At 57.3% G+C, this 25,485-nt stretch carries 23 protein-coding genes; 13 read left to right on the top strand and 10 right to left on the bottom strand.

All coding sequences use genetic code 11. The features are described from left to right. The coding region (gene mdtJ / locus IM295_RS22095) for a multidrug/spermidine efflux SMR transporter subunit MdtJ (RefSeq protein ID WP_193055536.1) at nucleotides 1-190 on the bottom strand (190 nt) is incomplete at its 3' end. Between the two features lie 422 nt (nucleotides 191-612). Between mdtJ and IM295_RS22090 the strand changes: the two genes are divergently transcribed. Continuing rightward, nucleotides 613-1,647, top strand: a complete 1,035-nt coding sequence (locus tag IM295_RS22090) for an AI-2E family transporter (RefSeq protein ID WP_041910260.1) — start codon at nucleotides 613-615, stop codon at nucleotides 1,645-1,647. A gap of 3 nt (nucleotides 1,648-1,650) precedes the next feature. On the opposite strand, the gene IM295_RS22085 is transcribed toward IM295_RS22090, so the two are convergent. Both IM295_RS22085 and IM295_RS22080 read right to left on the bottom strand, forming a co-directional pair. Further along, nucleotides 1,651-2,598, bottom strand: a complete 948-nt coding sequence (locus tag IM295_RS22085) for a zinc-dependent alcohol dehydrogenase family protein (protein WP_155026209.1) — start codon at nucleotides 2,596-2,598, stop codon at nucleotides 1,651-1,653. A 28-nt stretch (nucleotides 2,599-2,626) separates the two neighbouring features. Continuing rightward, a complete protein-coding gene (locus IM295_RS22080) occupies nucleotides 2,627-3,652 on the bottom strand; it encodes an LLM class flavin-dependent oxidoreductase (protein ID WP_080327265.1) in 1,026 nt (341 codons plus the stop codon). 177 nt (nucleotides 3,653-3,829) lie between these two features. Between IM295_RS22080 and yajD the strand changes: the two genes are divergently transcribed. Beyond that, on the top strand, nucleotides 3,830-4,177 hold the full coding sequence (yajD, locus tag IM295_RS22075; RefSeq protein ID WP_003857471.1) for an HNH nuclease YajD: 348 nt from the start codon (nucleotides 3,830-3,832) through the stop codon (nucleotides 4,175-4,177). Nucleotides 4,178-4,205: 28 nt separating this feature from the next. On the opposite strand, the gene IM295_RS22070 is transcribed toward yajD, so the two are convergent. Then, nucleotides 4,206-4,991: a MipA/OmpV family protein gene (locus IM295_RS22070; protein WP_100170383.1), complete on the bottom strand. Its 786-nt coding sequence runs from the start codon at nucleotides 4,989-4,991 to the stop codon at nucleotides 4,206-4,208. A gap of 124 nt (nucleotides 4,992-5,115) precedes the next feature. Here IM295_RS22070 and IM295_RS22065 point away from each other — a divergent pair, with 124 nt between their 5' ends. From IM295_RS22065 to IM295_RS22050, 4 genes are all read left to right on the top strand, one after another. Beyond that, complete coding sequence (locus IM295_RS22065; protein ID WP_045261460.1) at nucleotides 5,116-5,811, top strand: response regulator; 696 nt, start codon at nucleotides 5,116-5,118, stop codon at nucleotides 5,809-5,811. After that, complete coding sequence (locus IM295_RS22060; RefSeq protein WP_193067329.1) at nucleotides 5,808-7,004, top strand: cell wall metabolism sensor histidine kinase WalK; 1,197 nt, start codon at nucleotides 5,808-5,810, stop codon at nucleotides 7,002-7,004. The genes IM295_RS22065 and IM295_RS22060 overlap by 4 nt, the downstream gene beginning before the upstream one ends. A 78-nt stretch (nucleotides 7,005-7,082) precedes the next feature. Beyond that, complete coding sequence (locus IM295_RS22055; RefSeq protein WP_045261462.1) at nucleotides 7,083-8,231, top strand: efflux RND transporter periplasmic adaptor subunit; 1,149 nt, start codon at nucleotides 7,083-7,085, stop codon at nucleotides 8,229-8,231. Further along, nucleotides 8,228-11,299 carry an efflux RND transporter permease subunit gene (locus tag IM295_RS22050; protein ID WP_193067328.1) on the top strand — a complete coding sequence of 1,024 codons (3,072 nt, stop codon included), beginning with the start codon at nucleotides 8,228-8,230 and terminating at the stop codon, nucleotides 11,297-11,299. Before IM295_RS22055 ends, IM295_RS22050 begins: the two co-directional genes overlap by 4 nt. Before the next feature lie 195 nt (nucleotides 11,300-11,494). Here the strand turns inward: IM295_RS22050 and IM295_RS22045 are convergent, their stop codons facing one another. Then, complete coding sequence (locus tag IM295_RS22045) at nucleotides 11,495-12,379, bottom strand: LysR family transcriptional regulator (RefSeq protein WP_045261464.1); 885 nt, start codon at nucleotides 12,377-12,379, stop codon at nucleotides 11,495-11,497. A gap of 136 nt (nucleotides 12,380-12,515) precedes the next feature. On the opposite strand from IM295_RS22045, the gene IM295_RS22040 reads away from it, so the two are divergent. Continuing rightward, the gene (locus IM295_RS22040; protein WP_193067327.1) at nucleotides 12,516-13,496 is read left to right on the top strand and encodes a nitronate monooxygenase family protein; all 981 of its coding nucleotides are present in this window, start codon (nucleotides 12,516-12,518) and stop codon (nucleotides 13,494-13,496) included. An 83-nt stretch (nucleotides 13,497-13,579) separates the two neighbouring features. On the opposite strand, the gene umuC is transcribed toward IM295_RS22040, so the two are convergent. Beyond that, nucleotides 13,580-14,842, bottom strand: a complete 1,263-nt coding sequence (gene umuC / locus IM295_RS22035; protein ID WP_028012956.1) for a translesion error-prone DNA polymerase V subunit UmuC — start codon at nucleotides 14,840-14,842, stop codon at nucleotides 13,580-13,582. Then, nucleotides 14,826-15,260 (bottom strand): translesion error-prone DNA polymerase V autoproteolytic subunit, encoded by a 435-nt coding sequence (gene umuD, locus IM295_RS22030; protein WP_193067326.1) that lies wholly within the window; start codon nucleotides 15,258-15,260, stop codon nucleotides 14,826-14,828. Before umuD ends, umuC begins: the two co-directional genes overlap by 17 nt. A 310-nt stretch (nucleotides 15,261-15,570) precedes the next feature. Between umuD and IM295_RS22025 the strand changes: the two genes are divergently transcribed. Beyond that, complete coding sequence (locus IM295_RS22025) at nucleotides 15,571-15,771, top strand: hypothetical protein (protein WP_028012954.1); 201 nt, start codon at nucleotides 15,571-15,573, stop codon at nucleotides 15,769-15,771. Between the two features lie 46 nt (nucleotides 15,772-15,817). Here the strand turns inward: IM295_RS22025 and IM295_RS22020 are convergent, their stop codons facing one another. Beyond that, nucleotides 15,818-16,684 (bottom strand): aldo/keto reductase family oxidoreductase, encoded by an 867-nt coding sequence (locus IM295_RS22020; RefSeq protein ID WP_028012953.1) that lies wholly within the window; start codon nucleotides 16,682-16,684, stop codon nucleotides 15,818-15,820. A 143-nt stretch (nucleotides 16,685-16,827) separates the two neighbouring features. On the opposite strand from IM295_RS22020, the gene IM295_RS22015 reads away from it, so the two are divergent. Continuing rightward, a complete protein-coding gene (locus IM295_RS22015) occupies nucleotides 16,828-18,489 on the top strand; it encodes a methyl-accepting chemotaxis protein (RefSeq protein WP_063153904.1) in 1,662 nt (553 codons plus the stop codon). 27 nt (nucleotides 18,490-18,516) lie between these two features. Here IM295_RS22015 and smrA read toward each other — a convergent pair whose 3' ends face one another. Next, a complete protein-coding gene (gene smrA, locus IM295_RS22010) occupies nucleotides 18,517-19,080 on the bottom strand; it encodes a DNA endonuclease SmrA (RefSeq protein ID WP_045630204.1) in 564 nt (187 codons plus the stop codon). A gap of 355 nt (nucleotides 19,081-19,435) precedes the next feature. Then, a complete protein-coding gene (locus tag IM295_RS22005) occupies nucleotides 19,436-20,347 on the bottom strand; it encodes a LysR family transcriptional regulator (protein WP_028012950.1) in 912 nt (303 codons plus the stop codon). A 175-nt stretch (nucleotides 20,348-20,522) separates the two neighbouring features. Here IM295_RS22005 and IM295_RS22000 point away from each other — a divergent pair, with 175 nt between their 5' ends. From IM295_RS22000 to ogt, 4 genes are read left to right on the top strand one after another with little or no spacing between them, the layout of a single operon-like run. Then, nucleotides 20,523-21,833 carry a M20 family metallo-hydrolase gene (locus tag IM295_RS22000; protein ID WP_193067325.1) on the top strand — a complete coding sequence of 437 codons (1,311 nt, stop codon included), beginning with the start codon at nucleotides 20,523-20,525 and terminating at the stop codon, nucleotides 21,831-21,833. Beyond that, nucleotides 21,833-23,278, top strand: a complete 1,446-nt coding sequence (locus IM295_RS21995) for a M20 family metallopeptidase (protein ID WP_193067324.1) — start codon at nucleotides 21,833-21,835, stop codon at nucleotides 23,276-23,278. Before IM295_RS22000 ends, IM295_RS21995 begins: the two co-directional genes overlap by 1 nt. Before the next feature lie 41 nt (nucleotides 23,279-23,319). After that, nucleotides 23,320-24,846 (top strand): p-aminobenzoyl-glutamate transporter, encoded by a 1,527-nt coding sequence (gene abgT / locus IM295_RS21990; RefSeq protein WP_045261473.1) that lies wholly within the window; start codon nucleotides 23,320-23,322, stop codon nucleotides 24,844-24,846. Nucleotides 24,847-24,856: 10 nt separating this feature from the next. Next, nucleotides 24,857-25,372 carry a methylated-DNA--[protein]-cysteine S-methyltransferase gene (gene ogt, locus IM295_RS21985; protein WP_028012946.1) on the top strand — a complete coding sequence of 172 codons (516 nt, stop codon included), beginning with the start codon at nucleotides 24,857-24,859 and terminating at the stop codon, nucleotides 25,370-25,372. Nucleotides 25,373-25,485: the final 113 nt, after the last annotated feature.

Below are 25,485 nucleotides of genomic sequence, written 5' to 3'. Positions count from 1 at the left end.
CCCACAGCGCATAGGCCACACCCAGTGCAATTTTCTTCACCGCAAATGAGAGGAAAATATAGGAAAGGGATATCATCACCAGCATTAAAATAAAACCGGTATTGCCCTCGCTGACGCTTGCCCATTTCATTGACAGCGTGCCGGTAATTTCAGCGAGGATAGCCAGGGCTAATAAGATCCAGTAAAACATGTTTTTCTCCTGCTTGAGAATATAATCCATCGTGGCCCGCCGCATGCAGCAAACCAAAAAAATATGAAATTAAATCAGACAGCTAAGCGCGTAGCGCCAGCTCAGGCAGAAGAGGTGACTATAGTGCGGTGCGCCAGTGTTGCTCACCAGCAATCAGGCAGAAGGAGGTAGAAAATAGAGCAGCGTTGTTTGAAGAATAGGTCCTGAACAAATTGTCCATAAAATTACAATTATCCGCGTTGTTGCTTCTCGTCTTTGCGGATGAAAATTGTCCTCGGTAGTTGAACACGCCAAATTTGTACCATAACTGAAGATTTTACTCAAAGTCTTTTCAATTCTTTACCCATCCCGTTTGATTTTGGTTAGTTTATTGCAGGACGTTTACCCTCTATTATAAATAAAAAGCGTTTTTTGGAGTCACCATGGCTAAACCCATTATTACCCTCAACGGGTTAAAAATTGTCATCATGCTGGGCATGCTGGTGATCATACTTACGGGCGTTCGTTTTGCCGCCGACATCATTGTGCCCTTTATTCTGGCCCTGTTTGTTGCGGTGATCCTTAACCCACTGGTCCGGCGCATGACGCGGCTGCGCATCCCGCGCGTGCTGGCAATTACCCTGCTAATTAGCGTCATTATTTTCGCCATGGTGTTACTGGTTGCGTATCTGGGTACCTCGCTGAACGAACTGGCGCGAACGCTGCCGAAATACCGTTCCTCGCTGGCGATACCGCTGCTGCAGCTTGAGCCCTGGCTTCAGCGCGCGGGAATAGAAGTTTCGGTTGAGGAGCTTCTTAAATATATCGACCCTAATGCGGCCATGACCATCGTCACAGGCCTGCTGACGCAGCTTTCCAATGCCATGACCTCCATTTTCCTGCTGTTTTTAACGGTGGTGTTCATGCTGCTGGAGGTGCCACAGCTGCCCGCAAAGTTACAGCAAATCATGGTTCGTCCGGTTGAAGGAATGGGCGCTATTCAGCGCGCGCTGGACAGCGTTTCACGCTATCTGGTACTGAAAACCGTCATCAGCCTGGTCACCGGGGTGGTGGTCTGGGGAATGCTGGTGGCGCTGGACGTCCGCTTTGCGTTCGTCTGGGGGTTACTGGCATTTGCGCTCAATTACATTCCTAACATCGGCTCCGTGCTGGCGGCAATCCCCCCTATTCTTCAGGTGCTGGTGTTCAGCGGATTTTATGATGCGCTGATTCTGCTGGCCGGCTATCTGGCGATTAACCTGGTATTCGGGAATATTCTTGAACCACGAATGATGGGGCGTGGGCTGGGGCTTTCGACGCTGGTCGTCTTTTTGTCCCTGATTTTCTGGGGCTGGCTGCTCGGTCCCGTAGGCATGCTGCTCTCCGTTCCGCTGACCATCATCGTGAAGATTGGTCTGGAACAGACGGCGGGCGGGCAAAGCATCGCCGTGCTGCTGAGCGATATGAGCCATCAATAGCCGTCATTCCGCCATCGACATGAGGGGCTTGCTTGCCCTTCCTCCTTCACGGTAAGCCCTGAGCGCCCTCTGCCAGTCCGTCAGAGGGTACACCGTTCCGGGGCTGTACGCGCTGGCGCGCATCCGGGGCCAGATTTGATCGAACTCCGCGCGCCACGCCTCTGCGCTGAGCCCATCCAGATAGTTACGAATATGGAACCACGCCACGCGCGGCAGGGGCCGCTGCTGGCGGAAGGTCTGCCCGGAGAGGAGCCCGTAGCAGACAAATATGCCCTGCTCCGGCAGCACGCTCAGGATCGCTTCCGCCAGCGCCCCGCCGGTTGCATCGTAAACGACGTCGGCACGCGCGGCAACGGAGAGAATCCGCTGCATGTCATGCTGTGCGACAGGAACGATCCCCATCGCCGCCAGCCGTTCAGCGTGAACGGGCGAACGATGAATACCGTACACCGCCTCTGCCCCCGCCAGACGCGCCCACTGCCCGAGCAGAATAGCGCAATCCGAACCGGCGGCCGTGAGCAGCACCCGCTTTCCCCGCGGTGGATAGTGGCTCAACATCATCTGCGCCGCCAGCGGGTTGATATAGGCCCGCGCGGCCAGGCGTGAATCGACATCATCCGGCACGGGTATCGCATACTCTGCCGGGCAATCCGCATAGCGCTGCCAGGTGCCCTGCCCGCGCAGCGGCAGAACGCGTTTACCCTGCAGATACGCAAAAGACGCGGGCGCCTGAATGACAACGCCGACGCCTTCATAGCCCGCGACGGCGGGCAGCGGGGTTCTGTGGCGGTAAGCGCCCGTAATGGGAATGAGATCGGACGCGTTCACCGGCGCATACAGCATTTGCACGCGGAGGTGTCCCGGTGCAAGCGCGCCCGGCGGCGCGGTTTCAGGTTGCAGAACAGATTCTGGCTCGCCAAAACGGCGATACCAGAGGGCCAGATTTTCCATTACGATCTCACGGCTGACGGCGGAATACTTAATCGCGCCAGCCCATTGCCGGTGCGACATGTTTGAGAATGGACTCAATCACGTGCGCATTGTAATCCACACCGAGCTGGTTCGGTACGGTCAGTAATAACGTATCAGCCTCGGCAATCGCCTCGTCCTTCTTCAGCTGTTCAATCAGCCTGTCAGGCTCCGCGGCATAGCTGCGCCCGAAGATCGCGCGCGTTTTTTCATCAAGATACCCCACGCTATCGCTGTCGTTGCGGCTGGCGCCGAAGTACATCCGGTCGCGGTCGTCCATCAGGGCAAAAATACTGCGGCTGACCGAGACGCGTGGCTGCCGCGTATGCCCTGCCTCTTTCCAGGCCTGACGATAGGCGCGGATCTGTTTTGCCTGCTGAATATGGAACGGCTCACCGGTTTCATCGTCTTTCAGGGTTGAGCTTTGCAGGTTCATGCCGAGCTTAGCGGCCCATACCGCCGTCGCATTCGAACCGGCGCCCCACCAGATACGCTCCCGCAGTCCTTCAGAATACGGTTCCAGGCGCAGCAGCCCAGGCGGATTGGGGAACATCGGCTGTGGATTCGGCTTTGCAAACCCTTCGCCGCGCAGCACCTCAAGCAGCACCTCGGTATGACGGCGCGCCATGTCCGCTTCGTTTTCCCCTTCCTGCGGGACATAGCCGAAATGACGCCAGCCATCAATGACCTGCTCCGGGGAGCCGCGGCTGATGCCAAGCTGCAAACGGCCGCCGGAGATCAGATCTGCCGCGCCCGCATCCTCGGCCATATACATCGGGTTTTCATAGCGCATATCAATCACGCCCGTACCGATTTCAATGGTTTTCGTTTTCGCGCCTATTGCCGCCAGCAGAGGGAACGGCGAGCTAAGCTGACGGGCGAAGTGGTGCACGCGGAAATAGGCGCCGTCCGCGCCCAGCTCTTCAGCGGCCACGGCCAGGTCGATGGACTGCAGCAGCGTGTCTGCCGCCGAGCGCGTGCCGGACTGCGGAGAAGGCGTCCAGTGACCAAACGATAAAAACCCGATCTTTTTCATAACCCTGTGTCCTGATAATGCGTTGCGTTCTGTCCACTTTACGCATTACCCGGTAAGAATAAATGCCGTTTATTTAACGGAATGCATCAAATAAATTGACGGAATAGAGGGGTTCGTCATTCCGCTCCATAATGGATATAATATTCCCCACTTTTTTCATGGCAGGTAAAACCGGCAATGGCTCTGATCCCTAAAAACTACGCGCGACTGGAAAGCGGCTATCGCGAGAAAGCATTAAAAATCTATCCCTGGGTCTGCGGACGCTGCTCGCGGGAGTTCGTCTATTCCAACCTGCGTGAATTGACGGTTCACCATATCGATCATGACCATACCAACAACCCGGAAGATGGCAGCAACTGGGAGCTGTTGTGCCTGTTTTGTCACGATCACGAGCATTCGAAATACACCGAAGCGGATCAGTACGGCACCACCGTGGTCGCCGGTGAAGACGCGCAAAAAGACGTGGGTGTCGCCACGTTTAACCCGTTTGCCGATTTAAAAGCGATGATGGATAAGAAGAAATAATCTTCTCGTCCGCTCCTGCTCCGCGATTTTAAAATGTCCAGGTGATAGCGGCGGTTGCAGACCCCTCATTGCGCCGCATCACTATTGGGCTTTCATTCGCATGGTCGCCAAGCCAGGTATAGTCCGCGCTCAGGACCGTTCCCCAGTGAGCATCGAACTGATGGCTCCAGGTCAGGCTGGTGTCGACGCCATAAAATCCCCCCGGCGCTGAATAGCGGCGATAGCCGGTGCGGCGGCTCTGCTGCTCGCTGACCCCATACCAGGTATTCAGATAACGGCTGTCGCCAAACAGAGCCGCAGACTGAAGGGCGATCGTGTCCTCGCTGTTTTGTAGGGGAATCAACGTAACGGACGCCTGATAACTTACGCCCTGGCTGTCCGTTAACGGTAGCGTCGCCTTACCCTCAACGCTTAGCCAGGACGCAGCCTGCCAGCCGGCGGCCAGGCCGGTATTCAGAGTGGCATCAATGTCCCCCATCCCCTTCAGATTGTTTGCGCCCTCACGCCAGCCAGAATTTTTCTCTGCCCTCCCGAGGTCGTAACCCAGCGTATGTTCCAGGTACCAACCGCTGTCGTTTTGCAGGTCATATCCCACTCCTTTTTGTGCATCAATAAAGAAAGCACCCTTGCGCCCCTGCAGCACAGGAACCACCTGCCACACCTGCTTGTCTGAGCCTGAATAACGGGGGGCATAGTGACCGCCCAGCCCGACGGTTAAAGAGCCGGAAGCGGCGTCATCATCCGCCTGCACACCTGAGGCAACGGCCATCAGAAGCGGAACGGTCATATACAGGCCTTTTTTTATCGCTATCATACTGTTCTCCACGCAGACGCTGGCGTCTGCTGATTCAGGGTCTGCCACACAATGTTGGCGCAGTATGGTTTGGCTAAATCAATGAATCGTCGGGATAGTGTTAAGAAACGATCAAGGTGAACAGATGTTGTCCAGAAGAGTGCTGATTATTGAAGATGACGCCGATGCGGCTGGCGTGCTTGAAGCCTATTTACGTCGTGAAAATTACGATGTCACCATTACCGGAGACGGTCTTTCCGGGCTGGATATGGCGCAGCGGTGGAAACCCGACCTCATCCTGCTGGACGTGATGCTGCCCGGGCTTAACGGCACCGAAGTGCTGGCCGGACTGCGTCGTAAAAGCGATGTACCGGTGATCATGGTCACCGCCATGGGCGACACCCCCGATCGCATTGGTGCCCTGCGGTACGGTGCCGATGATTATGTTGTGAAACCCTATCATCCGGGAGAAGTCGTGGCTCGCGTACAGGCGGTGCTGCGACGCAGCAGTAAAAAAGAGACAGACGACGAGATCCTTCGCTGGCAAACGCTGGAGGTGGATGTGGCCGCCATTGTGGCGAGCGTGGATAACGGCTGCGACGCGCCCGTGATGCTCGATCTTACGCCAACGGAATTCTCGCTTCTGGCAACGCTGCTGCGCTCTCCCGCTCGCCCCTTTTCCCGTCAGTACCTGCTGGAACACTGTCTGCCGGAAAGCGAGGCGCTGGAGCGCGTGGTGGACACCCATATTTATAACCTGCGTAAAAAACTCGAAGCGGCGGGTATTTCCGGCGTGTTGATTAACGTTCGCGGCGTGGGATACAGGTTCAGACAACCATGATAAAAAACCGGCACTCCTCTCTCTGGCGCTGGATTTGCGCGCGTATCCTGGCACTGGCCATCGGCAGCGTGATCGTCATTGCCACCTGCATGTGGCTACGTTATGCGGTACAGAACTACTGGATAATGGGCAGAATGCCAGCGGCGGTCCGGCAGGAATTCCTGACGCTCAGCCAGAACCCACAGGCCGATCCGGCCCGCTTCCACAGCATTGTGGATACCTGGTGGGGGCTGAGTTATTCCACGCCATCCATCGCCTCTGCGGACTGGGTTACGGTGGCCCTGCTGGTGCTGGTGATGATCCCGTTTATTGTGGTGATGGGGTTAAAACACGCCCGACCGCTGGCGCTGCAGTTCAGCCGTCTTCGCGATGCCGCCAAAGATGTCGCCGACGGGCAGTTTGGCCGTCAGGCTGAACTGGTCAAGGATGCGCCAGCGGAAATGGTCAGCTTTGCAAACGACTTTAACTCCATGACGGGGCAACTCGCCCGCTATGAAAAAGAGCTCCGCGCCTCGCACGTCGCGATGGCGCACGAGCTGCGTTCGCCCCTGACGGCCGCCATTGGTCGTCTGCAGGGCATGTTGGACGGTGTGTTTGATGCCAGCCCGATGCAGTTGGAAATGGTGATGAAACAGCTTCAGCATCTTAATCGCCTGACCGATGAGCTTCACCTTCTCTCGTTAGCGGACGCGGGAAATCTGGTGCTGGAAGAGCAGGCCTTTTCTCTGGATGAGCTTATTCAGGAGCGGGCGGCCTGGATCATGCCGCAGGCCGAAGCGCATCATTTTACGATTACGCTGCGTAACCCGCGTACGTTCCCGTTCAGAGGCGATGCGTTCCGCATGGGGCAGGTATTTACTATCCTTATGGAAAATGCACTACGCTACGGGCGCGAAGGCGGCCATCTTGAGGTGGCGCTGCACTACGCCAGCGGGCATTACGCCATTGAATTTCACGATGACGGACCGGGCGTATCCCTCCAGTTCTTACCGGACATGTTTAAGCGCTTTAGCCGTGAGGAGCAGTCCCGCGCGCGGCATTCCGGCGGCAGCGGCCTCGGTTTGTCTATCGCCCGGGCGATTTGTCAGGCCCATGGGGGCACGATCGAGGCCTCATTACCGGAAACGGGCGGCCTTGCTGTGCGTATTTTGTTACCCTGGCAGCCGTCCGGTAATGAAAATATCCACTCTTGATAAACCCTTGACAGAACATCGAATCTTTCTCGACGTAGCGCGCATTTAATAACGTCCTCATCTTTATGGAGCGGCGTTATGTCAGACGAATTTGTTCTCTCCCTCCGCCACTGCCTGCACCATATGTACGGCGTGGCGCGTACTCTTTCCTGGGTAAATTTTCTCCCTCTGGTCCTGCTCGCGCTGGTGATTTTTCCGCTCACCGGCTGCGGTGACAAACAGGAAAATAAGCCTGCCCCAGTGCGTAAGGTGCGCTACGTCGTCGTACGTACAGCCCAAACCCTCCCCGCGCTGGAAAGGACCGGTGAGATCCATGCCCGCGATGAAACGACGCTGAGCTTTCAAACCGGGGGGCGAATACTGACGCGCAGCGTTGATATTGGCGATCGGGTTAATGCCGGACAGCTGCTGGCCACACTTGAAAATACCACCGGACAAAATCAGCTCGACAGCGCAACGGCCGACTATGAAGGGGCCACAGCCTCAGCGCAGGTTGCCGCGCTTAACGTCAGCCGAATGCAAAAGCTCATGCCGACGGGCGCAATAGCCCGCACGCAACTCGACAGCGCCCGCGCGGACTGGCTTGTCGCCCGCGCGCGATTAAAAAGCAGCGAGGCCGCGTGGCGTAACGCCCGCGAAAGCCTTGGCTGGACGCGCCTTATCGCTCCACAAACCGGCACGATCACCGAGGTGAGCGCCTCTGCGGGCCAGGTTGTCAGCGCGGGACAGACGGTGCTTACGCTGGCAACCGGCGAAGCCCGCGACGTAGCGTTTGATATCGCCACGCCCGATGCGATACCGCCGCTGGATAAGGCGGAATTGCGGGTTTCCCTGCTCAGCGACCCGTCGGTACAGGCATCTGCCGTGCTGCGGGATATCACCCCGCAGGCCGATCCTCAGACCCGCACCTGGCGCGTCAGAGCCACCCTGATAAACCCGCCAGCGGCGATAGCGCTGGGTGCCAGCGTCACCGTCACCCTGCCCTCGACTGGCCCGCGAGGTTACGTCATTCCCGCATCGGCTCTGAGCCGAACAGGAGATAGACCGGCGGTGTTTGTGATTAACCCGCATTCGCAGGCGCAGCTGCGTGCGGTGGTGCCTGCCTGCTATACGGCCTCCTCGGTGATTATCGCCTCCGGCCTTGAGCCAGGCGACCGGGTGATTACGGCTGGCGTGAGCAAACTCCGTTCCGGAGAGCCGGTGGTACCCGGGGAGGTTCAGCCATGAACACGAAACCGGAAGCGAAATTTAACCTGTCCGCATGGGCGCTTAACCATCAGCAGATGGTCAGTTTCTTCATGCTGCTGATCGTGGCGATGGGCGTGTTCTGCTATGAAAAACTGCCGCGTAATGAAGATCCGGTTTTTACCATTAAAACGGCGGTCGTCTCCGCGCAGTGGCCGGGCGCGTCCGTAACGGACACCACCCGTCTGCTGACCGATACGCTTGAAAAAAAGCTGCAGGAAACGCCCTGGCTTGATTATCTCGAAAGTGAAACCCGCGCCGGGAGCGTGGTTATCCATGTGAATCTCCGTGACAATACCCCGCCGCAAAAGGTGCAGGACATTTGGTATCAGATCCGCAAAAAAATGCAGGACATCGCGCCGTCTTTACCGGAAGGCGTTCAGGGCCCGGCCGTGAACGACGAATTTGAAGATACGTTCGGCACGATTTACGGCTTTATTCCCGACGGCTACACCTTACGGGAAGTGCGGGATCGCGTTGAGACAATACGTCGTGAGCTCGCCTCCTTGCCAGATATCGGCAAAACCACCCTGCTGGGCGAACAGCAGGATCAGATGGTTATCGCCTTTTCTCCGGCCCGTCTGGCGGGTATGGGACTGGATATTCAGGCGGTCGCCGATGCGCTGCGGGCGCAAAACGCTGTTGTCCCGGCTGGCGTTATGCGTACCGGGCAGGAGAACATCGCGATCAAGGTCAGCGGGGCGCTCACGTCCGAAGAGAGTTTACGCGCCGTCACGCTGCACATTAACAATCGCTATATTCCGCTGACCGATATCGCCACCGTCACCCGGGAAGCCGCCGAGCCGCCGGCCCCCACGTACCGGGTAAACGGCAAACCGGCCATCGGGCTGGCGGTGTCAATGGCACCAACGGGCAACATGCTGCGTTTTGGCGCCGCGCTGAACGCCAGAATGACAGTCCTCAGCGCCGGGCTGCCGCACGGTATTGAGATGGTGAAAGTTGCCGATCAGTCGGCGGTGGTCAGTGACGCGGTAAGTGGTTTTGTCCGGGTGCTTATTGAAGCTGTTGTTATCGTGCTGGCGGTTTCATTTGTCTCGCTGGGTTTGCGGGCGGGGCTGGTGGTGGCTGCGGCCATTCCGCTGGTGCTCGCCATGACGTTTGCCGGCATGATGCTCGCCAGCATCGGGCTTCAGCGTATCTCGCTTGGGGCGCTGATCATTGCGCTGGGTCTGCTGGTGGATGACGCCATGATCGCCGTCGAAACGATGGTCTCCCGACTGGAAGCCGGGGATTCCCGTCGGCATGCGGCCACCCATGCATTCAAAACGACGGCCTTCCCGATGCTCACCGGAACCCTGGTGATGATTGCCGGGTTTATTCCCGTTGGTTTTGCGGCCTCCAGCGCCGGTGAATATTGTTTTTCCCTGTTTGCGGTAGTGCTGATTGCCCTGCTCTGCTCCTGGGTTGTCGCGATCCTGTTTTCGCCGCTGACGGGCACGTGGCTGCTGCCGGAGAAGGTCAGACATCGCGCGGCAGGCCCTGGGAGGATCGCGCGCGGGTACGGGCGGCTTTTAGGGCTGGCGCTACGCCACCGGCTCGCCACCGTGCTGATTGCGCTTTCCGCGCTGGGGCTGTCCGTGTACGGCACGACGTTTATGCAGGGTGAGTTCTTCCCCGCGTCGGACCGGCCTGAACTGCTGGTCAGCCTGACGCTTCCGGCCAACGCGTCGCAGCCCGAAACGTTAAGAGAGGTGGAAAAGCTGGAACACGCGCTGGCCGGCAACAGCAATGTCGAGCGCTACTCGACGTACGTCGGGTCAGGAGCCATCCGTTTTTACCTGCCGATGGACGTGCTGCTGGAAAATGAAAACATCGCCCAGATTGTGGTGGTGGCGAAGGATCTTCAGGCGCGGGATCGTCTGCATGGGCAGTTGAACAGGCTGCTGGCGGCGCAGTTTAGCGACATCATCACGCGCGTGTCGCCCCTGGAGCTTGGGCCGCCCGTCGGCTGGCCAATCAAATACCGGGTGAGCGGGCCTGATTATCTGCAGGTCCGGGCGCTTGCGAACCGTCTGGCCGACGCGATTGGCCAATCGCCGCTGTCGCGCGAGGTTAACCAGACGGCCGGAGAGCCGGAGAGGATCATTACTCTGCAGGTGAATCAGACGGCGGCCAGGGCGGCAGGAATATCGTCAGAAGCTCTCGCCCGCACCTTGAATACCCTCTGGTCCGGCAGCGTTGTCACCTCGGTCAGGGATAACGATCGCCTTGTCGACGTGGTGCTACGGGCCACGGACAATGAACGTCACAGCACCGCCACCCTCTCCTCGCTGACCGTTCAGGGGAATGACGGTAAAAAAATTCCGCTCAGCGCCGTCGCGACGCTGGTCTGGAGCGTGGACGATCCGGTCATCTGGCGTCGACAGCGGTTGCCTTTTATTACGGTGCAAACTGACCTCGCGCCGGGGCTGAGGGCCGAAGCGGTATCGGCGGCGCTGCGTCCGGCGATCGACACGCTGCGCGCGGAGCTGCCTGCCGGTTACAGCATAGAAGAAGGCGGCGCGGTTGCCGAATCAGATAAGGGGAACAGCTCCGTTTTTAGCGTTCTTCCGGTGACGCTTGTCATCATGTTGATGCTGCTGATGCTTCAGTTGCGCCGATATTCCCGGATGCTGCTGGCGCTTCTGATGGCCCCGTTTGGTTTACCGGGGATCGTGCTGGCTATGCTGCCCGGTGGCACGCCGATGGGATTTGTCGCGCTGCTGGGCGTCATCGCCCTGGCGGGGATGATCGTGCGTAACGCGGTGATACTGATTAGCGAGGTAGACAGTAATCTTGCTCAGGGGATGGCAAACGATGCCGCGATTGTGGCGGCCGCGGAGCATCGGGCCAGACCCATCTGTCTGACCGCCTGCGCCGCCATTCTGGGCATGATCCCGATCTCTCATCAGGTATTCTGGGGGCCAATGGCCTATGCGATTATCGGCGGGCTGCTGGTCGCGACGCTGGTAACGCTGACCGTATTACCCGCGTCGTTTAGCCTGCTGTTACAGTGGGGGACTCAGCGCAAAGCCGCAGAAGAAAGGTGAGCTGAGGCTCAATCGTTCCCCGGCAGATTACACAGCAGTCAGCGCAAAACGGTTCCTCAGGATCCGGGGGATCTCATCCTCCGTCAGCTGCTGCGGCTAAACTGCGCAAACGAACCCACGCCTCACCTGCTGAATGCCATGAAACAGACTGGCGCGCGGTGTCATGAACTGGCGGGCTCCTCTCCGGTGGCGGTTTTACACTAAACTTTCCAGCCACTCGGTAAAGGCCCGCACCTTGCGGGAGAGATGGCGGTGTGGATAGAGAAGCGACAATTTACGATCCGGGGAGCGATGCTCCGGTAACACTTCAACCAGTTGGCCGCGGTCAATATAGGGCTGCAGAAAAAGATTCATCCCCTGTATTAACCCTAACCCGGCCAGGCCCGCCGCGATGTAGGCTTCGGAGTTATCCACGACCAGCTTGCCGGGCAGCGTTATTTCCGCAATGCCTTCTGGCGTAGTAAACGTCCAGGGTTGAATTTTTCTGCTGTTGTTATTAATCCAGTTGATGGCCTGATGTTTGTATAAATCATCCAGCGTTTCTGGCGTACCGTGTTTTGCCAGCCAGGCCGGGCTGGCACAGGTCGTGATTTTAATGTTCCCGATTTTGCGCGCGACATAGTCACCATCGTCCAGCTCCCCCACTCGCAGCACGCAGTCCAGGCCATCGCGCAGCATATCCCGACGGCGGTCAGAGCTGCTCAGTATGATGTCGATTTCAGGATGCTGCCGATAAAAATCCGGCAGGTTGGGTATGACCCTCAGCGCCGCAAAAGCGATGGGCATATCCACCCGCAACTGACCGTGTATTGCCCGGCCAGTGCCAAACGACTCCAGTAAATCGTCCGCCTGCGCCAGCAGGGGTTTACTTCGGCGATAAAACGCCTCGCCGTCCGGCGTCAGGCTAATCCGCCGCGTTGTTCTCTGCAGCAAACGCGTGCCGCTGTGCTGCTCCAGATGCTGTAACGCTTTGGTGACCGCCGGACGGTGGATCTGCAGATTTTCCGCCGCCTGGGTCAGGCTGCCCGACTCGACAATTTCAATGAAAACTCTAATCGATTCAAAGAGATTTAGTTGCATTGGTTGTCTCTTTTGCCGTCACAGGAATGTCAGGATTGTTACTTATTTTATAACAGTGATGAATCTTTTTGGCTATTTTTCCTAACAATCTTCCGCCCTACACTCTCCTCCATTCAAACGTGAGGAATGTTCTGCTATGAAAAATAACCGTATCTGTCAGATCCTGGGGATCGAAAAGCCTGTTATTCAGGGACCGTTATCCTGGCTTACTGATGCCCGTTTAGTGGCCGCGGTCAGCAATGCAGGAGGGCTCGGCGTGCTGGGGCCTAATGCCGGTTTAACCGCCGACACCGCGGTCTCCACGCCGGAAGAGACCGCCGAAAAAATGCGGGAAGAAATTCGCAAAACCAAACGGCTGACCGAAAAACCCTTCGGCGTGAACCTGATCCCCACCGCCGTTAATGACGTCTGGACCGGGCCAATTCTTAAGGTGATAAAAGAGGAAGGCGTCAGGGCCGTGGTGTATACGGGCTATGGTGAAGGCAGCATTATTCCTGCGCTGTTCAGTGAATTAAAAGAGGCGGGTATTGCCATTATCTACCGCGACATCAATCCCACGCCGGAGAACACCCTTCTGGCTGAAGAAATGGGGGCAGACATTATCGTCGCCACCGGTTTTGACGAGGGCGGGACGCTACCCGCAACAGCGCTTGGTACCTTTTCCATCGTGCCGCTGATTGCCGATGCCGTGAAGCATGTTCCGGTGATGGCGGCGGGCGGTATTACCGATCGCCGCACCGCCAGAGCGGCGCATGCGTTAGGTGCGGAAGGCGTGTTTGCCGGTTCGGTCTTTATCAGTACCGCAGAAAGCCGCGTGCCGCAGGAGGTCAAAGAGAAAATTGTTGCCGCCAACGGCCTGGACCTGCTGCTTTTCCGCACCGTCCCTCACTACTATCGTTCTCTCCCCGGCAAGCTGGCGGAAAAACTGGCGGCGATGGATAAAGCTGGCGCAAGCAATGAAGCGCTGGGCAAGGCGATGGGAGGATTGCGGGGCCTGCGCCTGGGCATGCTAGAAGATAACACCGATGAAGGTTATATCTCGCTCGGCACGGGGATAGGAAGTATCCGCAGCGTGAGAAGCGTGGCTGAGGTTGTCGATGCGTTAACGGTTGAGTAAGCCCTTAACCCTGATGCTATGGACGCTGCACAGGAGCGGCGTCCGTAAACCGTCTTCGGCTCTTTGTCACACATAGCCGCTTTTCATCTCGCTACCGGCAAATCCGCGTACCGCGTCGTATAGGCCGGTGACAGCATCTCCCGCTTCATCGCCCAGGCTTTCTCAATCCCCTGCCCGGCAAACCATATTTTCCCTTTGCCGGAATGATTTAAGCTGTCGATGGTTTCCATCAGCGCGGCGCTGTTGGCGCTCGGGCGGTTATCGTCAAACAAATTCAGCTGGGCAACGCCGCTGCTGAAAAAGTCTGCCAGCATCACCCCCGCTTTCATATAGCGATATCCGTCAAGCCAGATACGACCCAGCGCCTCAGTGGCGGCACGAATGATATCGCGCGAATCATTGGTGGGCGTCATCAGGGTGACGGAAGCCTGATTGCCGTAATAAATTTCGTTGTCGGCATGCGGGCTGGTGCGCACAAACACGCTGATAAAGCGGCAATACTGATGCTCGCCACGCAGTTTTTCCGCAGCACGTTCTGCATAGGCGCAAATGGCCTGATGCATCTCCTCGTACTGCGTAATACGGTGTCCAAACGAACGACTACAGATAATTTGCTGCTTCGTGGGAGTAAACTCTTCCAGATCGAGGCAGGTCTCACCTCGAAGCTCGCGCGCCGTGCGCTCCATTACCACGTTAAAATGTTTGCGGATGACCCAGGATGACGCTTCCGCCAGCTCCAGCGCCGTGGTTATCCCCATCGCGTTAAGCTTTTTCGTGATACGTCGTCCTACGCCCCACACCTCCTCCACCGGAACCTTTGCCAGCAGCTTACGCTGCCGTCCACGATCCGAGAGATCGACCACGCCACCGGTGGCTGACCACCGCTTCGCCGCATAGTTGGCCAGCTTCGCCAGCGTTTTAGTCGGCGCAATCCCGACGCCCACACTTAAGCCTGTGTTTTTAAAGACCTGCGTACGCATCTGATGACCGAATGCTTCCAGCGAGATGCAGTTGCTGACACCCGAAACGTTCACAAATGCTTCATCGATGGAGTAGATCTCAATGGCCGGCGCGAGATCGGTCAGCGTCTGCATCACCCGGCTGCTGAGATCGGCATACAGCGCATAGTTGGAGCTAAAGACGTAAACCCGCGACGGATACCCCTTCTCTTTGAATTTAAAATAGGGCTCCCCCATTTTTATGCCGAACTGCTTTGCCTCCCGCGACAGCGAAATAATACAGCCGTCGTTATTGGACACCACCACGATGGGCTTACCCACCAGATCGGGGCGAAACACCCTCTCGCAGGAGGCATAGAAGCTATTCACATCAACCAGCGCGAACATGTTTATGCGTTTTGAGCGTATGAGTGACGACACCGAAGATTTGCAGCTCCTCTTCGGACTGAAAGGCGATCGGCTGATAGCGGGCATTACGCGGCAGCAGCCGCAGAACCGGGCGGGTCTGTAGCTCTTTCACCGTAAACTCGCCGCCGACCGACGCCACAACAATGTCTCCGTGCTCGGCATTTAACGAGCGGTCTACCACCAGCAGATCGCCGTCGCTAATCCCTGCGCCGATCATGGAGTCCCCGCTCACTTTGATAAAGTAGGTCGCACTGGGGTGCCTGACCGCCAGCCGGTTAAGATCGAGACGATCCTCCACATAATCCTGCGCAGGGCTTGGAAAGCCACAGGCAACACGCTCAAGATATAAAGGTAATTCAATAAGTTGCTTTGGTTGATAAGAAAAGAGAGTGTCCATAAATGCCTTTCCCGCCAGATACTGTATATAAACACAGTATTACGGATTACGGCACAGGATCAAGGTCATTTCCGACAAAGACCGCAAACGCGTTGAAGTTTGAGCGGATTTAATTTAGCAACCTCTCCTGCTGGCGATCGCAGATGGGCCAACCAAAAGTCATAAAAAAGTCACTAACAAACACTTTAAAATCACTTCATGTGAAAAAAAGATAATTAAATCACTATAGAAACACTATTAATTGACTTAAACATCAGAATAACGCATATTTTAGGGCACGAATTATCAAGACTTTTGGAGGACGTTTTCTATGCCAGCCCGTGACTATCCCGACAAGCGAGTTGCCCGCGGTTTAGCAAAGGAGGCCGATCTCAGGATGTTGAGCGCCCGCATTGAGCCTGACCTGATGGAATACATCAGAATCACCGCCTTTGAGACGCGAAAAAGCAAGCAGGAAATTGTGGCAGAAGCGTTAGCGCTTCACAGACAAAAAAGTCAATGCGGAGTCTGAGCAGGCAAAGCCTGGAAGTGTCCTTCCGGCTTTGCCCATGCTGTGATTAACCCATCAGCGCATTCAGTTTTTCAAGTGCTTCAGGCGGCAATTGCACCTCTCCCGCCGCGAGGTTTTGCCGCAGATGCGCCACGGATGACGTGCCGGGGATCAGCAGGATGTTCGGCGACCGTTGCAGCAGCCATGCCAGCGCAACCTGCATCGCCGTTGCGCCCAGGGAATCCGCGACGGCCTGCAGGCCGGTGGACTGCAGTGGCGTGAAGCCTCCCAACGGGAAGAACGGCACATACGCAATCCCCTGCTGCGCCAGTAAATCCACCAGCGCATCGTCGCCGCGGTTCACAATGTTGTACATGTTCTGCACGCAGACGACCTGCACCATCTTCCGCGCTTCCGCCACCTGCGTGGCCGTGACGTTGCTCAGACCAATGTGGCGTACCAGCCCCTGCTGCTGTAATTCTGCGAGGGTGGAAAGCGGTTCAGCAATCGATCCTTCTGCCGGGCCGTGTGCGCTAAACATGATCCGCAGGTTCACCACGTCCAGCACGTCCAGCTTCAGGTTGCGCAGGTTGTCATGCACCGCCTGGGTCAGCTCCTGCGCGGAAAAGGCCGGCAGCCAGGCCCCTTTGTCATCGCGACGGGCACCGATCTTAGTGACGAGGGTGAGATCGTCCCGGTAAGGATGAAGCGCCTCGCGGATCAGCTGGTTCGTCACATGCGGGCCGTAAAAATCGCTGGTATCGATATGATTCACACCCGCCGCCACGGCTTCGCGCAGCACGTCCAGCGCGGCCTGTTTATCCTTCGGCGGGCCAAATACGCCCGGCCCGGCAAGCTGCATTGCCCCGTAGCCCAGTCGTTTCACCGTTCGCGTTCCGAGCGCGTACGTCCCGCTTTTATCAATGCTGCTCATGTTAACCTTCCTCATAAAATGATCCGGATTTACAACAGGTTCCTGACCGAAGCCCTAAGTTAAGCGCGAGTTAAATTAAAGTTTAAATTCTATACGACGATAGTATGGGTGTACCTCTGCATCTTTTCTAACGGACGACCGCTATGCTGAAAAATCTGCACGTGATTACCGGAATTATCTTTGCCCTCACCATATTCTGTCTGCTGCAAGTTGTCACGGGAGGGTTGTTCTACTCTGCCGTCAGCAACGATCGCCATAACTTCCAGAACTCCGGCGTGCTGAATGCCCAGCAGGAAAGCCTGAGCGACAGCGTGAACACGCTGGTGAAAACGCGCGTTACCGTCACCCGCGTGGCAATCCGCTACCTGAAGAACCAGCGCGACCCGGCATCCCTTGCCGCGATTAACAAACTGCTCGGCACCGCAGGCGACTCGCTGGCTAAAGCTGAAGCCTATAACAAAGAATGGCAGAAAATGCCGCAGGTTAACGGCCAGAATGCGGCGTTAACCGACGAGATGCAGAAGTCATGGAATCAGATGCACGAGGTGATGCGTTTGTCGATTGAGTATCTGCGTGCCGACAACTACCAGGCCTATGGCGATCTGGACGCTCAGCAGGCCCAGGACGACATGGAAGCGGTCTATAACCGCTGGCGCGCCGAGAACAACACGCTGCTGAAGGCGGCAACCGAAGAGAACCAAAGCAGCTTCACGCAGATGCAGTGGACGCTGGCAGCCATTTTCCTGGCCGTTATCGCCGTGCTGGTGGTGATCTGGCAGGGTTTACAGCACCTGCTGTTAAAACCGCTCAACGCCATCATGAACCATATTCGCGCCATTGCGGGAGGCGATCTGACGCAGGATATCACCCTCTCTGGCCGCAATGAGATGGGCCAACTGGCGGCTGGCCTGCACGAGATGCAGCAGTCGCTGGTGACGACCGTCAGCGCCGTACGCGGCAGCACCGACTCCATCTACACCGGCGCGGGTGAAATTGCCGCAGGGAGCAACGATCTCTCCGCCCGCACCGAAGAGCAGGCCTCCTCGCTCGAAGAGACAGCCGCCAGCATGGAAGAGCTGACCGCAACGGTTAAACAGAACTCCGATAACGCCCGTCAGGCGACGCTGCTGGCGAAGAATGCCTCTGAAACAGCGGCTCGCGGCGGCCACGTCGTGGATAACGTGGTGCGCACCATGAACGAAATTGCCGACAGTTCGCAGCAAATCGCTCATATTACCGGCGTGATTGACAGCATTGCGTTCCAGACCAACATTCTGGCGCTTAACGCCGCGGTGGAAGCCGCACGCGCAGGCGAGCAAGGCCGCGGGTTTGCGGTTGTCGCCGGTGAAGTTCGTACGCTGGCCAGCCGCAGCGCGCAGGCGGCGAAAGAGATCAAAGGGCTTATTGAGAACTCCGTCAGCCGGGTGAACACCGGTTCTGAGCAGGTCAGCGAAGCGGGCGCGACTATGAAGGAGATTGTCGCCGCCGTCACCCGCGTCACCGATATCATGGGCGAGATTTCGTCCGCATCGGATGAGCAGAGCCGCGGAATTGAGCAGGTGAGCCTGGCCGTGTCGCAGATGGACAGCGTGACGCAGCAAAACGCCGCGCTGGTGCAGCAGTCCGCCACGGCGGCAGCGGCGCTGGAAGATCAGTCCGAACAGCTGCGTCAGGCCGTGGCCGCGTTTCGTCTGAACGGTAAAGCAAACGCCACCGCCCCACGCCCGGCCAACGTTAAAACACCGCAACTGCTGCGTCCGGCAACTGCTAACGCCACCTCCGACAGTAACTGGGAAACCTTCTAAGCCTCAGGCGGGCGAAGATATCGCCCGCTAACGGCTGCGCTTGGCGTGCCGTTCCCAGTTCTCCTGCTTCGCGTCGTCGGATTTTCGCAGGGAAACATAGCAAGCCCCGCTGCCGCCGTGATGCGGCAGCGCCACGCAGAACGCCTGTACTTCCTCGAACTCGGTTAACCAGCGTGCCAGATAGCTACGCACCACATTAGGATGCGAATTTTGCTCGCGCCCTTTCCCGTGGATGATGATGAGGTTACGTAATCCGTCACGACTGGCCTGGCGAATAAAGGAATACAGCATCTGGCGGCAGCGTTCAGCGGGCTGACGCAACAGATTTAAGCTGGCCTGTCGGGAGTATTTACCCGAACGCAGCTTATCAATAACGCCCTGCTGGACGCCTTCGCGCTGGAACGCAAGCGGCTCGTCAAGCGGCAATAGCTCAAGGAAACCCAGGGTCAGAAAGTTGTCGAGCTGTTCGGTATCGATGTCCTGGCGAGCCCGGGTATTACGGCTTTGCTGCCAGTGGATATCGGTGCAGCGTTTCAGGGGCTGGACATCCTCCATGGCGTCAAGAAAAAGGGATTTGTCGTCAGGGTTCATGGAAATCCTCCGGCTACATCTGGGCTTGTACTATACCTGCGCCAGACAGGTGTCTCAATAACCCTTAGAAGATGAGGCACGAGATAAATATTAACCCGATGAATATATATAGTCATTATAAAATGCACTTAAACCTGACTTAACTAAAACCCCAGCAACGGTAAAATAGGTGATTTGCGTTAAATTTTCGTGAAATCAGTCATTCACCTTCCTTTCATTTTTCGGGAAAGGTGTTATAACTAAATTTACCTGCCTCATGGATATAATACCCAGGACTTGCGAAAGGACGCACTGCTGTGTGTACTATAGGGTCTGTCTGATGTCGGGCAGACTCTGTTTTTTTATTATGCGACTTTCACCCTGAAACTATTTTTCTCGCTTCCCTTCTGAATTGCGTAATTAATGATTCGGCAAGCGGAGTTTGACGAGAATCCCGGCGCTGAATTAAATAATATGCGGCTTTTGGAAGCGACTCGGCAACCGGCAGAATGACCAGACGGTGCGCCAGCAGCGGATCACAGCCTAACTCCTGCGGAAGGATACTTAAAAAATCACTTTGCGCAACAAGGCTAATGCAGGAAGAAAAGGTTTCGCACACTACGCCAATCCGCGGTATTTGCGAGCGGTGGCTAAATAGATCTTCTAATTGCTTATAATAACTTCCCCGCGGCGTTGGCATTGTCCAGTTATAATGCAGCAGATCGTTAATGGATGTTGCCCCTGTCGCCGGATGCCCTTCCCGGCAAAATACCGCAAACGGTTTTTCGAAGAGTTTTTCAAACGTAAACTCATGGTCGTAAGGCCCCTGATAATAGGTGTTGATGGTGAAGTCCAGTTCGCCCTGGCGTAATTCATTGATCATCGACACCAGCTGCCCTTCCATAATTCGCACTTTAACCTGCGGGTGCTGGGCGTGAAAACGGGTGATGACGGCGGGCATGAGGCTGCGTGACACGCTGGCCCCCATCCCGATATTGATCTGCCCGGCCAGATCCCCCTGCCGCTGGCGAATGTCATCCTGCGCCGCACGCAGCTCTTCCAGAATCAGCCTGGCGCGCTGGTAAAACCCTTCCCCGCACTCGGTCAGCGCAACGCCTTTACTCCGGCGAACAAAAAGCTGCGCCGCCATGCCCTCCTCCAGCTCTTTGATGGATTTGGTCAGCGCCGGCTGCGAGAGATTCAGCGTCCGGCTGGCACCGCGAATGCTGCCCTGACGCGCCACTTCAACAAACGCCCGGATTTGATGAAATTTAATCTGAAATGACATAGCCCAACCGATAACCGTTGTTTATCAGAGTAAAGAAACTGTCATCTACTTTAATGGAAAGGGATGTGCGAGGGTAATTCCTGAACGGTTAAAACTGTGAAAAAACGGTTAGTGATAAGTAAAAACTATCACAGCGTGAAGCAGTTCACATTTTTTAATGATGACAGGAACAGATATGGACACACTGGCGCAGTACATCCAGACATTAGCCCCCCAGCTGATCGCATGGCGTCGCGATTTTCACCATTTTGCGGAATCCGGCTGGGTAGAGTTCCGTACCGCCGCAAAGGTTGCGGAAATCCTTGACTCCCTGGGCTACGAACTGGTGATGGGTCGCGACGTGATAGATGCCGAAAGCCGTATGGGGCTGCCCGATGACGCTACCCTTTCGCGAGAGTTTGCCCGTGCGCGGTCACAGGGCGCGCCTGAGAAATGGCTGGCACCGTTTGAAGGCGGATTTACCGGCATTGTGGCGACCCTGAATACCGGACGACCGGGCCCGACGCTGGCGTTTCGCGTCGACATGGATGCCCTTGATTTAAGCGAAGCGCTCGACGACAGCCATCGCCCGTTCCGCGACGGTTTTGCCTCCTGCAACGCGGGAATGATGCACGCCTGCGCGCACGACGGCCACACCACCATTGGCCTGGGGCTGGCAAAGGTGCTTAAGCAGAACGAAGCGCAGCTCAACGGTACCGTCAAGCTGATCTTCCAGCCTGCCGAGGAAGGCACCCGCGGCGCGCGCGCCATGGTCGCCGCCGGGGCGCTGGACGGTGTGGACTATTTTACCGCCATCCATATTGGTACCGGCGTCCCCGCCGGAACGGCGATCTGCGGCAGCGATAACTTTATGGCAACCACCAAGTTTGACGTGAACTTTACCGGCGTTGCCGCACACGCGGGCGGCAAACCGGAGGATGGACGTAACGCCCTGCTTGCCGCCGCGCAGGCCGCCCTCGCCCTGCACAGCATCGCCCCGCACAGCGAAGGCGCTTCCCGCGTCAACGTCGGCGTGATGCAGGCGGGTAGCGGCCGCAACGTGGTGCCCGCAAATGCACTGATTAAGGTTGAAACCCGCGGCGAAAGCGAAGCAATAAACCAGTATGTCTTTGAATGCGCGCAGGCTGTCATTACCGGCGCGGCCACGCTCTATGGCGTGAGCGCGGAGATGCGCCTGATGGGGGCCGCCACCTCCAGCGCGCCGACGCCGGCCTGGGTTGATTACCTGCGTGAACAAGCGAGCCAGGTATCGGGAATTGTGCACGCAATCGATAAGGTGAAAGCGCCAGCAGGCTCTGAAGACGCCACGCTGATGATGGCCCGCGTGCAGCAGAACGGCGGCATGGCGTCGTATATGGTGTTCGGCACGGATTTGAGCGCCGGACATCACAACGAAAAATTCGACTTCGATGAGCAGGTCATGGCTGTCGCCATTGAAACGCTGGCGCGAACTGCGCTCAATTTCCCGTGGACGCGAGGTGTGTAATGCAGGAGAACTACGCTTTTATTGCCGATGCCATCGACACGCGATGTCAGACGCTAACGGATATTGCCGACGCGATTTGGGATCATCCCGAAACCCGCTTTGAAGAGGTCTGGTCCTCCAGACGGCTCGCTGACGAGCTGGAAGCCGAGGGCTTTACGCTGACCCGCGAGGCAGGCGGTATCCCAAATGCCTTTATCGCCAGCTTCGGCAGCGGAAAACCGGTTATCGCTCTGCTGGGCGAGTACGACGCACTGGCCGGGCTAAGCCAGCAGGCGCACTGCGCGACGGCTCAATCCACCACGCCGGGGGCGAACGGCCACGGCTGCGGGCATAACCTGCTGGGTACCGCGGCGCTTGCGGGCGCGGTGGCGGTAAAAAGCTGGCTGGAGCAGCACGGCGGCAGCGGAACGGTGCGTTTTTACGGCTGTCCCGGTGAGGAAGGCGGCTCCGGGAAAACCTTTATGGTACGTGAAGGTCTGTTTGATGACGTTGATGCCGCCGTCACCTGGCACCCGGAGGCCTTTGCCGGGATGTTTAACGTCAGCACGCTCGCCAACATTCAGGCGGCCTGGCGTTTTCACGGCGTGGCGGCGCATGCGGCCAACTCGCCCCATTTAGGGCGCAGCGCGCTGGACGCCGTGACGCTGATGACTACCGGCACCAACTTCCTTAACGAGCACATCATAGAGAAAGCGCGCGTCCATTACGCCATCACCGACACCGGCGGGATTTCGCCCAACGTGGTGCAGGCGCAGGCTGAAGTGCTGTACCTGATCCGCGCCCCGGAGATGGCCGACGCGCAGCAGATCTACCAACGCATCGAAAAAATTGCCCAGGGCGCGGCAATGATGACCGAAACCACCGTCGAATGCCGCTTTGATAAAGCCTGCTCCAGCTACCTGCCGAACCGCACGCTTGAGGCTGCGATGTACCGCGCATTGCAGCACTACGGCACGCCGGAGTGGACCGATGAAGAGCGCGACTTTGCCCGCGAAATCCGCGCCACGCTGACGCCAAACGATCTGCAGAACAGCCTGAAAAACATTGCCGCCACGGGGGGAGAAGCAGGCAAAGCCTTTGCCCGCCGCCATCAGGAGACGCTGCTGGTGGATGAAGTCGCGCCCTATGCCATCACCGATAACGTGCTGGCGGGTTCAACAGACGTGGGTGACGTCAGCTGGAAAGTGCCGGTCGCCCAGTGCTTCAGCCCCTGCTTTACCGTCGGCACGCCACTGCACACCTGGCAACTGGTGGCGCAAGGACGAACCTCCATCGCCCATAAAGGCATGCTGCTGGCCGGGAAAGTGATGGGCGCAACTGCACTCAATCTGCTGCAGGATGCAGACCTGCTGAAAACATGCCGTGAAGAGTTCGAACAACAAATAGAAGAAAAACCGTACGCGTGTCCGATCCCACCGGGCGTGACACCGTCACCTTTAAAATAAAAAAACACAACACAACAACACAACACTCCCGAGGAACGCCCATGAGTATGTCATCCATACCTTCGCATTCCCCATCCGGTAAGCTCTATGGCTGGGTTGAAAGGATCGGCAATAAAGTGCCGCACCCTTTCCTGCTGTTTATCTATCTGATTGTGATTTTGATGGTTGCCACCGCCGTGCTCTCGGCCTTTGACGTCAGCGTGCGCAGCCCGGCAGACGGCAGCCTGGTGGCGGTGAAAAACCTGCTCAGCGTTGACGGGCTGCACTGGTTTTTACCGAACGTGATCAAAAACTTCAGCGGTTTCGCTCCGCTGGGGGCCATTCTGGCGCTGGTGCTGGGCGCCGGGCTGGCTGAACGCGTGGGCTTGTTACCCGCACTGATGGTAAAAATGGCGTCCCACGTCAGCGCGCGCTACGCCAGCTACATGGTGCTGTTTATCGCCTTCTTTAGCCACATTTCATCCGATGCCGCGCTGGTGATTATGCCGCCGATGGGGGCGCTGATCTTCCTCGCCGTCGGGCGCCATCCCGTGGCGGGTCTGCTGTCGGCCATTGCGGGCGTGGGCTGCGGGTTTACCGCCAACCTGCTGATCGTCACCACCGACGTGCTGCTCTCGGGCATCAGCACGGAGGCGGCGAAAACCATTGATGCGGCCATGCACGTCAGCGTGATCGACAACTGGTACTTTATGGCAAGCTCGGTGATTGTCCTGACGATTGTCGGCGGGCTGATTACCGATAAGATCGTCGAGCCGCGTCTGGGCAAATGGGAAGGCCGTAGCGATGAAAAGCTGGAGACGCTGAGCAAAGAGCAGCGCTTCGGCCTGCGCGTGGCCGGGCTGGTCTCGCTGGCGTTTATCGCGCTGGTGGCGCTGATGGTGGTGCCGGAAAACGGCATACTGCGCGATCCGGTTAAGCATACCGTCCTGCCGTCGCCGTTTATTCAGGGCATCGTGCCGCTGATTATTCTCTTCTTCTTTGTCGTTTCGCTCGCCTACGGTATCGCTACCGGCAAAATCCGCCGTCAGGGCGATCTGCCGCAGCTGATGATCGAGCCGATGAAAGAGATGGCGGGCTTTATCGTGATGGTATTCCCGCTGGCGCAGTTCGTGGCGATGTTTAACTGGAGCAACATGGGCAAGTTTATGGCCGTGGGCCTGACCGACGCGCTGGAGGCTGCCGGATTAAGCGGCGTACCGGCATTTGTCGGGCTGGCGCTGCTGTCATCCCTGCTGTGCATGTTTATTGCCAGCGGCTCCGCCATCTGGTCAATTCTGGCGCCGATCTTCGTGCCGATGTTTATGATGCTCGGGTTCCACCCGGCGTTTGCCCAGATCCTGTTCCGCATCGCGGACTCCTCGGTGATCCCGCTGGCGCCCGTCTCACCTTTCGTTCCGCTGTTTTTAGGCTTCCTGCAGCGCTATAAGCCCGAGGCCAGACTGGGTACCTACTATTCGCTGGTTTTACCCTACCCGCTTATCTTTTTAGGGGTATGGCTGGTGATGCTGGTGGCATGGTATCTTGTCGGCCTGCCGATTGGGCCGGGGATATACCCGAGGCTAAATTAAAGGATTGAAAATGCTGAGATTACTCGAAGATAAAATTGCGACGCCGCTCGGGCCGCTGTGGGTGATCGCGGACGAGCAGTTCTGCCTGCGCGCCGTTGAGTGGGAAGAGCACAGCGACCGCATGGAGGAACTGCTTGATATTCATTACCGCGCACAGGGTTATGAACGCATCAGCGCCACCAACCCGGGCGGGCTGAGCGACAAGCTGGCGGCGTATTTTGAAGGCGATCTCAGCATCATTGACACTCTGCCAACCGCCACGGCAGGTACCCCTTTTCAGCGCGAAGTGTGGCAGGCGCTGCGGTCGATTCCGTGCGGGCAGGTCATGCATTACGGCCAGCTCGCGGAGCAGCTAGGCCGCGCAGGCGCCGCACGCGCGGTGGGTGCCGCCAATGGCTCTAATCCGGTCAGCATTGTGGTGCCCTGCCATCGGGTCATTGGCCGTAACGGCACCATGACCGGCTATGCCGGCGGCGTGCAGCGCAAGGAGTGGTTACTGCGTCACGAAGGGTATCTCTTGCTGTAAATCCCAGGCTTTTTGTGCTTAATTTTCTACCGGTTAGGCTAAAAATCCATAATCAAGCTGTGGAATTTCAAGAAGATGGCAACACGTTGCCGTCTCTTGTCCTTATTGAGGGT

Source organism: Enterobacter cloacae complex sp. P14RS (assembly GCF_014895895.1).
GTDB lineage: Bacteria > Pseudomonadota > Gammaproteobacteria > Enterobacterales > Enterobacteriaceae > Enterobacter > Enterobacter bugandensis.
The sequence above is the reverse complement of the archived record's forward strand: the minus strand, read 5'-3'. Positions and strand labels throughout refer to the sequence as shown.

Coding starts and splice junctions, on each gene's coding strand:
- IM295_RS22020 (WP_028012953.1), bottom strand. CDS start 16,684: ATGAGCAGCATTGATAAAAGCGGGACGTACGCGCTCGGAACGCGAACG.
- IM295_RS22055 (WP_045261462.1), top strand. CDS start 7,083: ATGTCAGACGAATTTGTTCTCTCCCTCCGCCACTGCCTGCACCATATG.
- IM295_RS22060 (WP_193067329.1), top strand. CDS start 5,808: ATGATAAAAAACCGGCACTCCTCTCTCTGGCGCTGGATTTGCGCGCGT.
- IM295_RS22080 (WP_080327265.1), bottom strand. CDS start 3,652: ATGAAAAAGATCGGGTTTTTATCGTTTGGTCACTGGACGCCTTCTCCG.
- yajD (WP_003857471.1), top strand. CDS start 3,830: ATGGCTCTGATCCCTAAAAACTACGCGCGACTGGAAAGCGGCTATCGC.
- IM295_RS22025 (WP_028012954.1), top strand. CDS start 15,571: ATGCCAGCCCGTGACTATCCCGACAAGCGAGTTGCCCGCGGTTTAGCA.
- IM295_RS22065 (WP_045261460.1), top strand. CDS start 5,116: ATGTTGTCCAGAAGAGTGCTGATTATTGAAGATGACGCCGATGCGGCT.
- IM295_RS22015 (WP_063153904.1), top strand. CDS start 16,828: ATGCTGAAAAATCTGCACGTGATTACCGGAATTATCTTTGCCCTCACC.
- IM295_RS22005 (WP_028012950.1), bottom strand. CDS start 20,347: ATGTCATTTCAGATTAAATTTCATCAAATCCGGGCGTTTGTTGAAGTG.
- IM295_RS21995 (WP_193067324.1), top strand. CDS start 21,833: ATGCAGGAGAACTACGCTTTTATTGCCGATGCCATCGACACGCGATGT.
- IM295_RS22000 (WP_193067325.1), top strand. CDS start 20,523: ATGGACACACTGGCGCAGTACATCCAGACATTAGCCCCCCAGCTGATC.
- IM295_RS22050 (WP_193067328.1), top strand. CDS start 8,228: ATGAACACGAAACCGGAAGCGAAATTTAACCTGTCCGCATGGGCGCTT.
- IM295_RS22045 (WP_045261464.1), bottom strand. CDS start 12,379: ATGCAACTAAATCTCTTTGAATCGATTAGAGTTTTCATTGAAATTGTC.
- smrA (WP_045630204.1), bottom strand. CDS start 19,080: ATGAACCCTGACGACAAATCCCTTTTTCTTGACGCCATGGAGGATGTC.
- IM295_RS22090 (WP_041910260.1), top strand. CDS start 613: ATGGCTAAACCCATTATTACCCTCAACGGGTTAAAAATTGTCATCATG.
- IM295_RS22085 (WP_155026209.1), bottom strand. CDS start 2,598: ATGGAAAATCTGGCCCTCTGGTATCGCCGTTTTGGCGAGCCAGAATCT.
- IM295_RS22070 (WP_100170383.1), bottom strand. CDS start 4,991: ATGATAGCGATAAAAAAAGGCCTGTATATGACCGTTCCGCTTCTGATG.
- abgT (WP_045261473.1), top strand. CDS start 23,320: ATGAGTATGTCATCCATACCTTCGCATTCCCCATCCGGTAAGCTCTAT.
- umuD (WP_193067326.1), bottom strand. CDS start 15,260: ATGGACACTCTCTTTTCTTATCAACCAAAGCAACTTATTGAATTACCT.
- umuC (WP_028012956.1), bottom strand. CDS start 14,842: ATGTTCGCGCTGGTTGATGTGAATAGCTTCTATGCCTCCTGCGAGAGG.
- IM295_RS22040 (WP_193067327.1), top strand. CDS start 12,516: ATGAAAAATAACCGTATCTGTCAGATCCTGGGGATCGAAAAGCCTGTT.
- ogt (WP_028012946.1), top strand. CDS start 24,857: ATGCTGAGATTACTCGAAGATAAAATTGCGACGCCGCTCGGGCCGCTG.